Source organism: Streptomyces odontotermitis (assembly GCF_050510915.1).
In the GTDB taxonomy this organism is placed as follows: Bacteria; Actinomycetota; Actinomycetes; order Streptomycetales; family Streptomycetaceae; genus Streptomyces.
Genome location: NZ_JBNJLS010000006.1, coordinates 328988 through 343638 on the forward strand (window position 1 = coordinate 328988; position 14651 = coordinate 343638).

Genomic DNA, 14651 nt, shown 5'->3' on the forward strand with positions numbered 1-14651 from the left:
CACTGCTGTTTTTGTTATGAGCACCCCTGCCCCAAGGTCTCCCATGTGTCGGACAGATAATGCCGGGACGTGGAAAGGATGTGTGCGGGCGTGGCAGCGACAGGCGAAGCCGACCGTGCGGTGGTCGAGGCGGCTCAGCAGGGGGCGCTGTGGGCACAGGACGAGCTGGTCAGCGCGTATCTGCCCCTGGTGTACAACATCGTCGGGCGGGCGCTGAACGGCCACGCGGACGTCGACGACGTGGTGCAGGAGTCCATGCTGCGCGCCCTGCGCGGGCTCGGCGCGCTGCACGACCCGGCCGGGTTCCGGTCCTGGCTGGTGGCGATCACGATGAACCAGGTCCGCACGTACTGGTCGAGACAGCAGGCCGCCGTCCCGGGTTCGGATCTGCAGGACGCCTACGAAGTCGCCGACCCCGGCGCGGACTTCGTGGACCTGACCATCGTCCGCCTCGGACTGGAGGGCCAGCGGCGCGAGGTGGCGCAGGCCACGCGCTGGCTCGACACCGACGACCGCGCGCTCCTCGCCCTGTGGTGGCTGGAGGCCGCGGGCGAACTGAGCCGGGCCGAGGTCGCCGCCGCGCTGGGCCTCTCGCCGCAGCACACCGGGGTGCGCGTCCAGCGCATGAAGGCACAGCTGGAGACCGCGCGCCTCGTGGTGCGCGCGCTCGCCGCCACGCCGCCGTGCCCCGGTCTCGCCAGGCTGACCGCGGACTGGGACCGCCGTCCCTCGGCCCTGTGGCGCAAGCGCATCGCCCGGCATGCGCGGGACTGCACCGTGTGCTCGGGGCACCAGGCCGGACTGGTGCCCGCCGAGGGGCTGCTGGTGGGATTGGCCCTGGTGCCGGTGGTGGGCGCCGCGGTCGGCCTTCCGGGGCTTGCCCCCTTCCACGGGGCGGAGGCCGGTCACGCGTCGACGGGAGGCGGCACACCGGTGACGGGGCCCGGCGGCGACGTCGGCGCCGCGGGAGAGCCTGGCCTCGGATACCCGTACGCGCAAACGGCCCCGACGCCGTCCTTCGGGGATGCCGCGGATGCCGGGGATACCGGGAATGCCGGGGATGACACGACCGTCCTGCACGCGGCGGGCGCCGCCGGACCGCCGCACGGCGCCCGGCAGCAGCTCCGTGCCCAGGAGCGAATACGCAGGCGGCGCCGGACCACCGGCATGGCCGCGGCGATCGCCGTGCTCATCGCCGGAGGAACGCTCGCCACTTTGGAGGCGATGCCGTCCGACGGGGACCGCAAGGACGACACGGTGCGCTCCGCGGCCGACTCCACGTCCGCGACCCCCACGGAGGACGCGACGCCCTCGTCATCCACGGCCACACCCTCGCCGTCGCACCACACGTCCCGCTCGCCCAAGCCGCGCAAGACCCACGCCAAGCCCAAGCCGACGCCGAAGCCGTCGAAGACCAAGACGCCGCCGCCGAAGCCCCGGCCGACCCCGAAGCCCACTGCGGCCCCCGCCGACACCCCGGCGGAGAAGGTCCTGGCCCTGGTCAACTCGGAGCGGTCCAAGGCAGGTTGCCGCCCCTTGAAGCTCGACAGCCGCCTCTCGCGCGCCGCGCAGCTGCACAGCGAGGACATGTCGACGAACCACTACTTCGACCACACGAGTCAGGACGGACGCACCTTCAGCGACCGGGCGACGGCCCAGGGCTACAAGACGCCCGGCGCCGAGAACATAGCGCGGGGCCAGAACTCGCCCGATTCCGTGATGCAGTCCTGGATGAACTCGCCCGGCCACCGCGCCAACATCCTCAACTGCGACCTGACCACGATGGGCCTCGGCCTGGTCGACGACGACTGGACCTGGACGCAGATGTTCGGCTTCTAGTACGTGAAGGTGGTGACGACGGCGAGGTGGTCGCTCGGCCAGTCCGGGCCGCCGCCCACGGTCGTGGAGGAGGTCGCGTCCAGCGTCGAGCCCTTGTACTGGATGAAGTCGATGCGGTCCTGCGGCTCGCGCTTGCCGTCGGTCTCCTTGACCACCGGGGACCAGGTGTTGCCGGGCGTGGCCGCTTCGTCGGGGTGGACCTCGCGGTACGAGTCCCAGTAGCCGCCGTCCCAGAACGCCTTGGTCGCGGGCCACTGGACCACGGAGTTGCAGTGGCTGGACTTCGTCTTGGTGGTCCAGTCGAGCTGGGAGGGCGAGTTGAAGTCGCCGGCGACGATGGCCGGGCTGCTGCCCGCCCAGGAGACGGTCTCCTTGGCCTGTTGGCCCCGGAGGGTCTCGTCGGCGTAGATCGTCTCGTACGAGTCGTTGTCCCAACAGGCGTTGTAGGGACCGTACTTGGTGTAGTTGAAGTGGACGGAGTAGATCCAGAATCCCTTGATCTTCGCCGCGGCGACGCCGTTGCCGCTGTTCGTCCAGTCCTTCTTCTCGATCGGGAAGCGGGAGACGATGTCGACGTGGGTGCCGGTGGCGGTGGTGTACCAGCCCAGGCGGTCGGCGACCCGCTGGGCGACGTCACCGTTGCTCTCCTGGAGGGCGACGACGTCCGCCCCGGAGCTGGTGATCGCCGAGGAGATCTTGCCGATGCCGTCGCTGACGTGCGTGCCTCCGTTCCACGTGTTGAACGTCATCACTTTCAGCGTGTTCGCCTGCACCGCGCTCGACTTCGGGTGCGCGTTCGCGCTCACGCGCGAACTCGCGCTGGCGGAGCCGGGCAGGAGCGCCAGGGCGGCCAGGCAGGCGGCGGAGGCTGCGGCTATGAAGGGGGTGGAGTTTCGGGGGGTGACCATGGCGGAAGTTCTACCGTCACATCGCCCTGTCTGACGAGGCGTTGGCCTGACGCTTCGGTGAAGGTTGTGCGCAGTGGGAAGTCACAGGTCCAGGCATCCGGTCACTCATCGCCCTGGCCGCCGCGGCTGCAGGCCACGACCCCGGAAACCTCCGCGAACCGGGCGGTCAGCGTCCCGGCGTCGCCGCCGCGGCCGATCACCGCCAGGTGCACCTCGGCGAGCTGTTCCGAGTCGTCCGTCGACGTCGCGAGAGATCCCTGCGGCGCGAGGACGCGCAGCTCGGCGACCGTGAACCCGCTCTGGTCGCACGCCTCGAGGAGTTCGTGCAGCAGCCCTGTGCGCCGCAGATACGCGATGCGGTAGTGCACGGGCGCCGAGCGCAGCACGGACAGCCGGTGGGCCAGCGGCCGTATGGCGTACGCGACCAGGAAGTACGCGGCGGTCGCCAGCACCGCGAGCAGCGGCAGCCCGGCGCCCGCGGCGGCGCCGACCGCGGCCGTCAGCCAGATCGTCGCCGCGGTGGTGAGCCCCTGCACGGAGCCCCGCTGCACGAAGATGACCCCGGCGCCGATGAAGCCGAGCCCCGACACGATCTGGGCGGCCATCCGGGAGGGGTCGACCTCGACGGTGCCCGCGTGCAGGACGTCGCTGAAGCCGTACTTGCTGACCAGCGTGAACAGCGCGGCGCCGACACCGACCGTGGTGTAGGTGCGCAGCCCGGCGGACTTCTGGCGGATCTCCCGCTCCAGACCGATGGCACCGGACAGTGCCAGGGCCACGCCGAACTCGGCCACCTGCCGCCAGCCCTGCCCTCCGGCCTCCATCAGCTCTCGCATGCTTCACCGCCTCACCGGGCCCGCTCTCACCCACCTGCGGGCGAGCTGCCGGCCCACGTACCCGTGCCGTTCGGTCCGCGCCTGGCCCGGCCCGACTCGTCGAGCCGTCGCGTCGCGAGTCGTCGCGCACATGGCCGAGCGCCGGCTCCAGTATCCGTCGACCCCCATCAAGATCCTGTGTGTCCCTGCTCCGGGCTCCCGGCGGGTCCCTCACTGCCCCGGCGAGCGTGTCGCGCGGGTGACGCCGACGGACATGTAAGCAATGGTCCCTTTCTGAGGGATTCCTTCCCGGCTTAATGGTGCGACTGCGTGCTCATGATCACGCAGCCCTGGCCGCCGTGGCACGAGAGGACTACCCATGCACCTGGCTCTGGCGCCTGACACGCTGGCGCGCTGGCAGTTCGGGATCACCACCGTCTACCACTTCTTGTTCGTCCCCCTGACGATCTCGCTGGCGGCGCTGGTCGCCGGACTGCAGACCGCCTGGGTGCGCACCGAGAACCAGAAGTACCTCAGGGCGACGAAGTTCTGGGGCAAGCTCTTCCTGATCAATATCGCGATGGGGGTGGTCACCGGCATCGTGCAGGAGTTCCAGTTCGGCATGAACTGGTCGGACTACTCGCGGTTCGTCGGTGACATCTTCGGGGCGCCGCTCGCCTTCGAGGCGCTGATCGCCTTCTTCTTCGAGTCGACGTTCATCGGCCTGTGGATCTTCGGCTGGGACAAGCTGCCGAAGAAGGTCCACCTGGCCTGCATGTGGATGGTGTCGATCGGGACGGTCCTGTCGGCGTACTTCATCCTCGCGGCCAACTCGTGGATGCAGCACCCGGTCGGCTACAAGATCAACAAGGTGACGGGGCGGGCCGAACTCACCGACTTCTGGCACGTGTTGAGCCAGAACACCACCCTCACCCAGGTGTTCCACACCCTCACCTCCTGCTTCCTGGCTGGCGGCGCGTTCATGGTCGGCATCTCCGCCTACCACCTGGCGCGCAAGCGGCACGTGGCCGTCATGAAGACCTCGCTGCGGCTCGGCCTTGTCACCCTCGTCGTCTCCGGCGTGCTCGTCGCCGTCAGCGGGGACACGCTGGGCAAGGTCATGTTCAAGCAGCAGCCGATGAAGATGGCCGCCGCCGAGGCCCTGTGGGACGGCCAGGAGCGCGCCCCGTTCTCCGTGTTCGCCTACGGGGACGTCAGCAAGGGCCACAACACCGTCGCCCTGGAGATCCCCGGCCTCCTCTCCTTCCTGGCCGACAGCGACTTCGACACCTATGTGCCGGGCATCAACGACACCAACAAGGCCGAGCAGGAGAAGTACGGGCCCGGCGACTACCGGCCCGTCATCCCGGTGGCCTACTGGGGCTTCCGCTGGATGATCGGCTTCGGGATGGCGTCCTTCGTGGTCGGCCTGATCGGCCTGTGGCTCACCCGCGAGAAGTTCCTGCTGCCCGAGCACCTGAGGGTGGGCGAGGACGAGGTGCCGAACCTGGTCCTCTTCAAGAACAAGCCGCTGGGCGCCCGCCTGAACACCTGGTTCTGGCGTCTCGCCCTGCTCACCCTCGTCTTCCCTCTCATCGGCATCGCCTGGGGCTGGATCTTCACCGAGTCGGGACGTCAGCCCTGGGTGGTCTACGGGGTGCTGCGCACCGCGGACGGCGTGTCGCCGGCCGTCTCGCAGGGCGAGGTGCTCACGTCCATGACGGTGTTCACGCTGCTCTACGCGCTCCTCGCCGTCATCGAGGTGAAGCTGCTGGTCAAGTACGTCAAGGCCGGGCCGCCCGAGCTGACGGACGACGACCTCGACCCGCCCACGAAGATCGGCGGGGACCGGGACGCCGACAAGCCGATGGCCTTCTCCTACTAAGGACCAGGGAGCGCATCCGTCATGCACCTTCACGACGTCTGGTTCGTCCTCATCGCCGTCCTGTGGATCGGCTACTTCTTCCTCGAAGGCTTCGACTTCGGGGTCGGGATCCTCACCAGGCTGCTGGCGAGGAACCGCATCGAGAAGCGGGTCCTGATCAACACCATCGGGCCGGTCTGGGACGGCAACGAGGTGTGGCTGCTCACCGCGGGCGGCGCCACCTTCGCCGCCTTCCCCGAGTGGTACGCCACCCTCTTCTCCGGCTTCTACCTGCCCCTGCTCATCATCCTGCTCTGCCTCATCGTGCGCGGCGTGGCCTTCGAGTACCGGGCCAAGCGCACCTCCGAGACCTGGCAGCGCAACTGGGAGGAGGCCATCTTCTGGACCTCCCTGATCCCGGCCCTGCTGTGGGGAGTCGCCTTCGGCAACATCGTGCGCGGCGTGAAGATCGACGCGCACAAGGAGTACGTGGGCAACTTCTGGGACCTGCTCAACCCGTACGCGATCCTGGGCGGACTGGTGACCCTGACCCTGTTCACCTTCCACGGCGCCGTGTTCACCGCGCTCAAGACCCTCGGCGACATCCGGCATCGCGCCCGGTCCCTTTCCTTCCAACTCGGCCTGCTCACCGCCGTGCTGTCCCTCGCCTTCCTCATCTGGACGCAGGCCGACCACGGTGACGGCGCGAGCCTGGCCGCGATGATCGTGGCCGTGGTCGGGCTGGTGGGGGCGATCGGGGCGATCAAGGCGGGGCGTGAGGGCTGGTCGTTCCTCCTGTCGGGCGTGGCGATGGCCGCGGCCGTGGCGATGCTGTTCCTGGCGCTCTACCCGGACGTCATGCCGTCCTCGCTGAACCCGGACTGGAGCCTGACCGTCTCCAACGCCTCCTCCAGCCACTACACCCTCAAGATCATGACGTGGTGCGCTGCGATCGCGACCCCGGTCGTCCTCGTCTACCAGTCCTGGACCTACTGGGTCTTCCGCAAGCGGATCGGCACCCAGAACATCGCCGCCGACCCCGCCCACTGACAATTCCCCAGTCGTCGCCCGGCCGACCCTCTTCGGCCGGGCGACGTGCCTCACCCCTTGAGCAGCCTCCCTTCAGGGATTGTTGATGATCTTGAAGGTGGACGTCGTGTTCTTGATGTCCTGCGCGTTGTCGCTCAACTTCAGCCCGTTGAAGGTGGCTTCACCGACCGCGGGCCCCTGACCCGGCTCCGGCAGCTCGTTCGCCCAGACACCGAAGCCGGACTTGGCGTCGTATTCGTCGCCGCTCTTGTGCGCCCCGGTGATCGAGACGTCCGTGAGGATGGTGTCCTTGATGGGGAACTGGGGCTGGTTTCCCACGTAGTTGGTCTGGAACATCACGCCGCTGTACGTCGGCGAGACGATGTCGACGTTGTTGATGCGAATGCCCTGGAAGATCTTCGAGGCCGAGAAGAGCCAGATGCCGGGGAAGGTCTGGCCGTTCCAGAAGTGGCCGCCCGCCCGCTCGATGGAGATGTTCTCGAACGTCGTCGGATCCTTCCCGAAGCCGTTCATCGGATAGCCGAAGTCCAGCGAGCTGATGGTGATCCCCGAATACACCAGGGTGTCGGCGATTCGGATGTTGCGGAAGGTGTTGCTGTAGCCGCCGTAGACCGCGATCCCCGCGGCCCGCCAGGTCAGGAGGGTCGTGAGGTTCTCGTAGACGTTGTTCTTCTCGTCCGCGCCGCCCGCGTCGATCGCCGAGAACAGCGCGAAGCTGTCGTCGCCGGTGGCCCGCGCCTCGTTGTTGGCCACGAGGTTGTCCGTACTGCCGTTGGTCATGTTGACGCCGTCGGCGAACAGGTCGCGGATGCGGGAGTTCTTGATGGTCATGCGGTCGGTGTTCGCGCCCCAGTACAGGCACACCATGTGCTCGTTCCAGATGTTGTCGATGGTGATGTCGGCGACGTTCGAGAAGTCGAAGACCTTGCCCGGACCGTCGATGCGCGACGTGTAGTTGCCGAAATAGGCGAAGTTCGTGAACGTCGAGCCGTTCGCCGAGTTCTCCGCCCGGAACCCGATGTCGGTGTTCTCCTGCCCGCTCGGCGCGTGGAAGCGCGTGAACCAGGGACCGGCACCGACGACCTTCACCGCCTTGCCGTAGACCTGGAACTTGCTGGACGTCTCGTAGTCGCCGGGCGGCAGATACACGCCGACCAGCTTGCCGGTGGTGTCCATGCGCACCTTGTCCAGGGCGTTCTGCACGTCCTGGTGCGAGAAGCCCGCCGGGACGGTGTACGCGGCCGGGTCCGGGTTCGCGACCTGCTTGGCCTCCTCCAGGTTGACGAAGTCGATCGCGTACGAGGACGAGTTGGCGGCGTCCTTCTGCAGCTTGATCTTGCTGCCCGCCGGGACGGTCTTGCCGAGCTGCAGGTTCGCCTCGTCGTAGATGTGCCGCGCCGGACCCGCGCTCGGCGAGTTGCCCGGATTGGCCTCCGCGCCGTACAGCCAGGCGTACTTGGAGGTCAGGTCGACGGACTTCAGGAACGTGCCGTCCACGTAGACGTTCAGGCTGGCGTTGGTGCCGCCACCGCCCGCCGCGTCCGGGATGGAGAAGCGGGTGACCAGCGTGTTCGTGGCGGCCTTCGCGGTGAACTCCACCGAACTGCCGGTCGAGTCGAGCGTCACGGCCTTGCGCCCGGAGGCTTCGCCCGCGAGGTCACCGATCTTCCGGTTGGGCCCGACGGCCTTGGCGCCGCCGCCCAGGACACCGTCCTCCGCCTCGTACATGTCGTACGGCATGCTGGCGCCGCGCCCGACGAACAGCGGCTGGCTCGAGGAGTTGTTGTCGCGCTTGCCCGGCACTTCCTTGCCGTCGTCGGCGATGACGGTCTTCACCGTGTACTTGCCGTTGGCGGCCGTCCAGGTGCCGAGCTTGACCGGGTCGGTGGTGGCGCCCGCGGCGATCGACCCGCTGTAGCTGCCGGTCAGCGTCTTCACCGTGTCGCCCTTGGCGTCGCTGAGCGTCAGCGCGAGGGCATGCTCGCCGCCCGCCGAGGCCACGTTGCCCTGGTTCTTGACCGCCACGGAGAAGGTGACGGTGTCGCCCGCGGCGGCCGCGCTCGGCGACCACGAAACCGGCGACGCGACGAGATCGGAACTCTCGACAGCCTTCACGACCAGAGGAGTCGGGCTGTTGTAGGTGTTGTTGCCCTCGTTCTCCTCGATGACGCCGTTGTCGGGGTCGACCACGGCGCTGAGCGGATAACTGCCCGCGTCCCGCGTGCCGATGCCCGCCTCGACGGCCTTCGACTCGCCCGCGGCGAGCGCCCCCACATGCCCGGTCGCGACTTTGCCGCCGCCCAGCTGGAAGGCGACGTCCGTGGCCGCCGAGGCTTCACCGCCCCGGTTGTGCACGGTGGCCGAGAGCGTGATGGGGTCCGACTCCAGCGGCGCCGCCGGAGCCGAGGTGAGCCCGGTGACCTCCAGATCCGGGTTCGGCGCGGCCTTGCCGAGCACCTGGAACTCCGCCACCTGCCCGCCCGTGGCCCCCGAGTTCGCCGTGAACTTCAGCTGGACGTCGGCCACGCGCGCGCTCACCGGAATGGTGACCGTGTTGCCGCTCGCCGGGTCGAAGGAGTAGTCACGGCCCGCCACCAGGCCGGTGAAGTCACTGGCCTTCTGCTCCCGGCCGAGCACCTCGATGCGCTGGGTGCGGGCCGACCACACGCTGTCCGGGTTGAGCTTGACCACCACGGCACTGGTGTCGGCGTTGGCGCCGAGCTTCACCGTGAGGGTGTGGGGGTAGCTTCCCGGCGCGCCCTCCCAATAGGTGCTGGTGCTGCCGTCGTTGGCGTTCTTCGCGACATAGGTCTGCTGCACGGACGAGGCGCTGATCGGCTTGCCCGCGGCGAGATCGGCGTCGGCGTCGGCCGAACCGGCGCGGGTGACGGTGGGGTTGCTGGCCGACACGTTGCCCGCGGCGTCCCTGGCCCGCACGGAGTAGACGACACCGCCCCTGGCCGCCTTGCCGATCGCGTACGAGGTGGTGTGGGCGCCCACGCGCTCGCGCAGCTTGCCGTCCGCGTAGATGTCGTACCCGGCGAGCTTCTTGTCGTCGGCGGAGGGCTGCCAGGTGAGCTTCGCCGCGCCGTCCGCGTGCCCGCGCTTCTGGGACGTGACGCTGAGACCGGCGGGAGGTATCGGCTTCTGCCGGTCACCCGTCGACTTCTTGCGCTTGAGCGTCGCGCTGTCGGGGGACTGGTTCCCGGCGGCGTCGCGGGCCCGTATCGCATACGTGGTGGCGGCGCCCGAACTCCCGCGCGCGGCCTGGGAGTCGGTGTACGCCGTCACGCCGGCCGGGAGGCTCGTACGCAAGTCGCCGTTGACGTAGACGTCGTAGGCGGTCACGCGCTTGTTGTCGCGCGCCTTGTGCCAGGTGAGCTCGGCCTGCCCGCCGGGCCCCTGGGAGAGGGCGGCCCCGCCCGGCGCCGAGGGCGGCTGATTGTCACCGCTTTTGGGGCCGTACACCTCAAGGTCGGTGAGCTTCCCGGCGGCGGCGGCCGGGCTCGCGGTCTCTCGCGCGGCCTTGTTCTTGCTCTTGCCTGACGAGGCAGGGAAGAGCACGCGCACGTAGCGGGCGGTGGTCTCGCCGAAGGAGAGGTTCACGGACCGCTCGTGCCCGGCCCTGGCCTTGTAGCCCTCGACCTCGCTGAGATCCGTGAAGTCCCGCCCGTTGGTGCTGCTTTGGAGCTTGAGGTTCTGCGTCCGTGCGTGCGCGGCGGCGGGCAGGTGCAGCACGGCCCGCTCGATGCGCCGGGTGGCCGCGAGGTCGGTCTGGGCCCACGGGGAGCGGCCGCCGCCGGTGGTGAGCTTCCTTCCCTGGGCGAGGTCCGTGTGCGAACTGCCCGCCGAGGAGGGGGTGTCGGCGGCCGCGACGGCCAGCGAGGGCAGGCCGACCGCCGCCAGGGCGGTGGTGAGGAGAACGGCCGTGACGGGCCGGCTCCTGGATGGTCTTCTCATGAATCTCCGATCTCCAGCCGGCGGGGCGCGCGGCTGCGAAGGGGCGGCTCTGTGTGACGTCCATCGGAGAGCTCACTGGACGCACACGCGATTTCTTGCGTTCAGTTGTTGGAGACTGCCAGAGAAGAGTCAACTGGTCTACGTTCAGGACAGAGTGAATTACACAGTCCATGACAAGACTTGCTGCTCCGACGTACGGAGAGCGCACCTGCCCCAGCCGCAACGGCAGAGGTCAGCCGACGCTTCTGCTTGATCACTGGCTGCCGCGCAAAGAGACTGCTGCGATGAGCGCCGAGCCGCCCTTCTTCCGCTACCACCCCGACCCCGTCGCCACCGGCGCCTTCCGCATGAGTGCCGACGCATGCTCCTGCTGCGGACGCGCCACCGGCTGGATCTACACCGCGACCTTCTACACCGCCCAAGAGGTGGACAAGAGCTTCTGCCCCTGGTGCATCGCGGACGGCAGTGCCGCCGAGCGCTTCGAGGGTGAATTCAGCGACGCCTACGGACTCGACGGCGTCAGCGACGAGACCGTCCATGAGGTGACCCGCCGCACCCCCGGCTTCTCCGCCTGGCAGGACCCGCACTGGCTCGTCCACTGCCGCGACGCGGCCGCCTTCCTCGGCGAAGTCGGCCACACAGAACTCGCGGCGCACCCCGACGCGCTCGAGCAGCTCAGGCTCGACCTGCGGATGGGCGGCTGGCATGACCCGGCGCAGCTGGAGCAGTTCCTGGCCGACCTCGGCGAGGGGGCCACGGCCATGCTCTTCCGCTGCACCGTGTGCGGCACCCCTCTCGCCTACGCCGACTACTCGTAGCCCCCCAAGGACCGCGCCACCCGCCCCGCCCGCCGCACTCTCATCGGCCTCTCAGCTTCCGGCCCTAGCGTGACGGCCTTGACATGTCCGCCCCCTGCCCGGAGGAGACCATGAATCCCACCCGACGCAAGCGATTGCCGTTGTGGGTGGCGGTAGGAGCCCTCGCGGTCACCGCCGTCGCCTGTCAGAGCAGTGGAAAGGACTCCGGGAACGTTGCGGAGAGCAGTCCACGGAGTGACCCGGAGCGGCCCAATGTCGTCTTCGTGCTGACCGATGACCTGTCGACGGATCTCGTGAACTACATGCCGCATGTGAAGGAGATGCAGAAGGCGGGCACCTCCTTCTCCAACTACACGGTGACCGACTCCCTCTGCTGCCCGTCGCGTTCGTCGATCTTCACCGGCAAGTACCCGCACAACACGGGGGTGTTCACCAACACCCCGCCCGACGGAGGCTTCGGCACCTTCAACAAGCGCGGCAACGAGGACAAGACCTTCGCCACCGCGCTCAAGAAGCAGGGCTACCGCACGGCGATGATGGGCAAGTACCTCAACGGCTACGAGCCGGACATGACCGTCGGGGGAGAGAAGAACTACGTCCCGCCGGGCTGGGACGAGTGGGACGTGGCCGGCAACGGCTACAAGGAGTACGACTACACCCTGAACGAGAACGGCAAGACCGTCGACTACGGCAGCGAGCCGAAGGACTACCTGACCGACGTCGTCAGCGGCAAGGGCCAGGACTTCATCGGGGAGTCGGCCCAGGACGGCAAGCCCTTCGTGCTCGACATCTCCACCTTCGCCCCGCACGGCCCGGCGACCCCCGCCCCGCAGGACGAGGGCAAGTACCAGAACCTCCCGGCCCCCAAGCCCCCGGCCTACGACACGACACCCGAGAACGCCCCCAAGTGGCTGGCCGACAAGAAGCCCCTCACCGCCCAGCAGCAGAAGAAGATCACCACGAGCTACCGCAAGCGCGTCCGCGCGGTGCAGGCGGTGGACCGGATGATCGGCGACCTGCAGAAGCGGCTGAAGGAGGAGGGCGTGTACGACAACACGGTCTTCGCCTTCGCCTCGGACAACGGCTTCCACATGGGCCAGTACCGGCTGATGCCCGGCAAGCAGACCGCCTTCGACACGGACGTCAACGTGCCGCTGGTCATGACCGGACCGGGCATCCGCAAGGGCGCCACCTCCAAGGCCGTGGCCTCCAACATCGACCTGTGCCCCACCTTCACCGACCTCGGCGGCGCCACCCCCGACGCGGCCGCGGACGGGCGCAGCCTCGTACCCCTGCTGAAGGGCACCACGCCCGACGACTGGCCGCAGTCGGCCCTGATCGAACACCACGGGCCCAACACGGCCCCGAACGACCCCGACAAGCCCCGCAAGGGCAGCGGGAACCCGCCGAGTTACGAGGCCGTGCGCACCGACACGTACACGTACGTGGAGTACAAGACCGGGGCCCGCGAGTACTACGACCGCAGCAAGGACCCCGATCAACTCCACAACATCTACGGACAGTTGTCCGCGGAGAGGAAGAAGGCCCTGTCGGCGGCGGTCGCCGAGCTGCGGACGTGCAAGGGGTCCAAGGAGTGCTCCGAGGCCGCGACGACCCGTACGGCCTGACGCACAGGTCGGTCGACGCGCGAGCCGGTAGGCCCACCCTGATGCCGGCCGGCGCTCAGGTCAGCTTGGGCAGCAGCAGCTCGGCGTCCTCCGGCGACAACACGATCCCGAAGAGGTCGGCGAGCACCTTCGGCACCTCGACCGGCTCGAGTTCCCGGGTCTCCGGGGGCCCGGGAACGCCCGGCCTGACCGTGGTCAGCAGCCGGCTGTCCAGGAGGTGCAGCCGGTCGGGGTGCACGCGCTGCACGAAGAGCCGGTCGCTGAAGGGCGTGAGCGGACTGCTGGAACCGAAGTGGTTCGTCACGCGGAGATCGGCCGGGTACTGCGGATCGAACGTGAAGGTGTGCCGCAGCATCCAGCCGTCCCCGGTGGTGTCGACCTGTCCTTCGCCCTCGCGCACGGGCTGGTAGAGGGCCCATCCGTGGGCGCCGGGCGTGACCTCCTGGCGGCGCAGCCGGTACGCCCACACGCCGTCCGTCGTCTCCGTCGTGTCCGACGCGTCCCCTTCCTCGGGCACGGCGATGGGCTCCAGCGGACTCGCCCCGAACCCGACGTCGCTCAGCCAGCGCCGCCCGTCCAGCTCCACGATCACCATGGCGTGCGTCGAGGGCCTGATGTGGGTCGCCCCCATCTGGACCCGGCCCTGGATCACCGTGAACTGGAAGCCGAGGCGCTCCAGGGCCGCCGCGTAGAGAGTGACCTGCTCGAAACAGGTGCCCCCGCGCGGGCTGCCGACCAGCTTGGCCTGGACGGACGGGAGGTCGAGCGGCCGGTACTTGCGCAGCACCGCCTCCAGGTTCTCCCAGCGCACGGCCAGCACATGGGCCCGGTGCAGCGCGCGGAGCGTCGCGAGAGTGGGGGAGCGGTCCCCCTCGTACCCGAGGTGCGTCAGATAGGCGTCGAGATCGAGTGCGTCGCCGTCCCACATGTGGAAGGTCTCCTGGTTGGTCGTCACGTCAGCGGGCAGGGTGCCGGCAGGCCGGACCGAGGCCGACCTGGCAGGGCACCGAACGCCGACCGGACCGCGGCCAACCGGCACCGCTTGTACGACTCTTGAAGCGATCTTTCCCGCGACGGCATTCCCTCCCGTGCCTCGTCCTTTGGTCCCGGTCGACGCCGGGACTTCCGCCCTACTCCGCCGGACCCGGGCGGGCGGGCACCACCACGCGACCGGTGACACGGGTGCGGGGCGCGGCTCTCGGTGCCGCGCCCCGCACCCGTGTCCTTGCGAGTCCTGTCGTGGTCAGCTGACGGTGACCGTCACCGTGGGCGAGACGGCGTCACCGTCCTTGGCGCGGAGCGTCTCCTTGCCCTTCGTGTTGAGCTTGGCGTCCAGCGCGTAGGTGTTGTTCTTCTTCACCGTGGTGTTGGCGTGCAGCGTCGTCCACTTGCCCTTGGTCTTGTGCTGCAGCACCACCTTGCTGCCCTGCTTCACGCCCTTGGTGGAGCCACTGAAGTGGACGCTCTCACCGGCCTTCACCTTGTTCTTGTCCGCCTTGATGGTCAGCGACCCCTTGGTGGCGGACTTCGAAGGGCTGGGCGTCGAACTCGCCTTCACGGGCTGTGCGGGTGCGTTCGCGTCGGCGAAGGCGCTCACTGTCCCGGCTGTTGCCAGACCCGCGGTCAGAGCACCGATGACCACCGCTCGGGCGCACCGGCTGCGCAGAGTGGCTTTCACGTTGAACTCCCATTCGGGTGAATTGAGCCTTTTGTGCGTTTCGAGGCTAACCACAGGTGGGGGCCGGTCGCGACCGGACAGCAGGGTATGG

General features: G+C 68.7%; 10 protein-coding genes. 5 read left to right on the forward strand and 5 right to left on the reverse strand.

The window, feature by feature from the left end; all coding sequences use genetic code 11:
• The first annotated feature begins 78 nt into the window (after positions 1-78).
• Positions 79-1839 carry a sigma-70 family RNA polymerase sigma factor gene (locus ACQB60_RS20225; RefSeq protein ID WP_496927557.1) on the forward strand — a complete coding sequence of 587 codons (1761 nt, stop codon included), beginning with the start codon at positions 79-81 and terminating at the stop codon, positions 1837-1839.
• On the opposite strand, the gene ACQB60_RS20230 is transcribed toward ACQB60_RS20225, so the two are convergent.
• Both ACQB60_RS20230 and ACQB60_RS20235 read right to left on the reverse strand, forming a co-directional pair.
• On the reverse strand, positions 1836-2747 hold the full coding sequence (locus tag ACQB60_RS20230) for an endonuclease/exonuclease/phosphatase family protein (RefSeq protein WP_496927410.1): 912 nt from the start codon (positions 2745-2747) through the stop codon (positions 1836-1838). The two genes, ACQB60_RS20225 and ACQB60_RS20230, sit on opposite strands and share 4 nt — an antisense overlap.
• A gap of 101 nt (positions 2748-2848) precedes the next feature.
• The gene (locus ACQB60_RS20235; protein ID WP_496927411.1) at positions 2849-3583 is read right to left on the reverse strand and encodes an MgtC/SapB family protein; all 735 of its coding nucleotides are present in this window, start codon (positions 3581-3583) and stop codon (positions 2849-2851) included.
• A 358-nt stretch (positions 3584-3941) separates the two neighbouring features.
• Here ACQB60_RS20235 and ACQB60_RS20240 point away from each other — a divergent pair, with 358 nt between their 5' ends.
• Positions 3942-5447: a cytochrome ubiquinol oxidase subunit I gene (locus ACQB60_RS20240; RefSeq protein WP_496927412.1), complete on the forward strand. Its 1506-nt coding sequence runs from the start codon at positions 3942-3944 to the stop codon at positions 5445-5447.
• A gap of 21 nt (positions 5448-5468) precedes the next feature.
• Entirely contained in the window at positions 5469-6476 is a 1008-nt protein-coding gene (cydB, locus tag ACQB60_RS20245) for a cytochrome d ubiquinol oxidase subunit II (RefSeq protein ID WP_496927413.1), read from the forward strand.
• A gap of 72 nt (positions 6477-6548) precedes the next feature.
• On the opposite strand, the gene ACQB60_RS20250 is transcribed toward cydB, so the two are convergent.
• Positions 6549-10436, reverse strand: coding sequence for a CARDB domain-containing protein (locus tag ACQB60_RS20250; protein WP_496927414.1), 3888 nt, complete (start codon positions 10434-10436; stop codon positions 6549-6551).
• A gap of 284 nt (positions 10437-10720) precedes the next feature.
• Between ACQB60_RS20250 and ACQB60_RS20255 the strand changes: the two genes are divergently transcribed.
• Positions 10721-11254, forward strand: a complete 534-nt coding sequence (locus ACQB60_RS20255; RefSeq protein WP_496927415.1) for a CbrC family protein — start codon at positions 10721-10723, stop codon at positions 11252-11254.
• A gap of 110 nt (positions 11255-11364) precedes the next feature.
• Positions 11365-12882, forward strand: coding sequence for a sulfatase family protein (locus tag ACQB60_RS20260; RefSeq protein ID WP_496927416.1), 1518 nt, complete (start codon positions 11365-11367; stop codon positions 12880-12882).
• A gap of 55 nt (positions 12883-12937) precedes the next feature.
• Here the strand turns inward: ACQB60_RS20260 and ACQB60_RS20265 are convergent, their stop codons facing one another.
• Both ACQB60_RS20265 and ACQB60_RS20270 read right to left on the reverse strand, forming a co-directional pair.
• On the reverse strand, positions 12938-13810 hold the full coding sequence (locus tag ACQB60_RS20265; RefSeq protein WP_496927558.1) for an arylamine N-acetyltransferase family protein: 873 nt from the start codon (positions 13808-13810) through the stop codon (positions 12938-12940).
• A 315-nt stretch (positions 13811-14125) separates the two neighbouring features.
• Positions 14126-14560, reverse strand: coding sequence for a hypothetical protein (locus tag ACQB60_RS20270; protein WP_496927417.1), 435 nt, complete (start codon positions 14558-14560; stop codon positions 14126-14128).
• Positions 14561-14651: the final 91 nt, after the last annotated feature.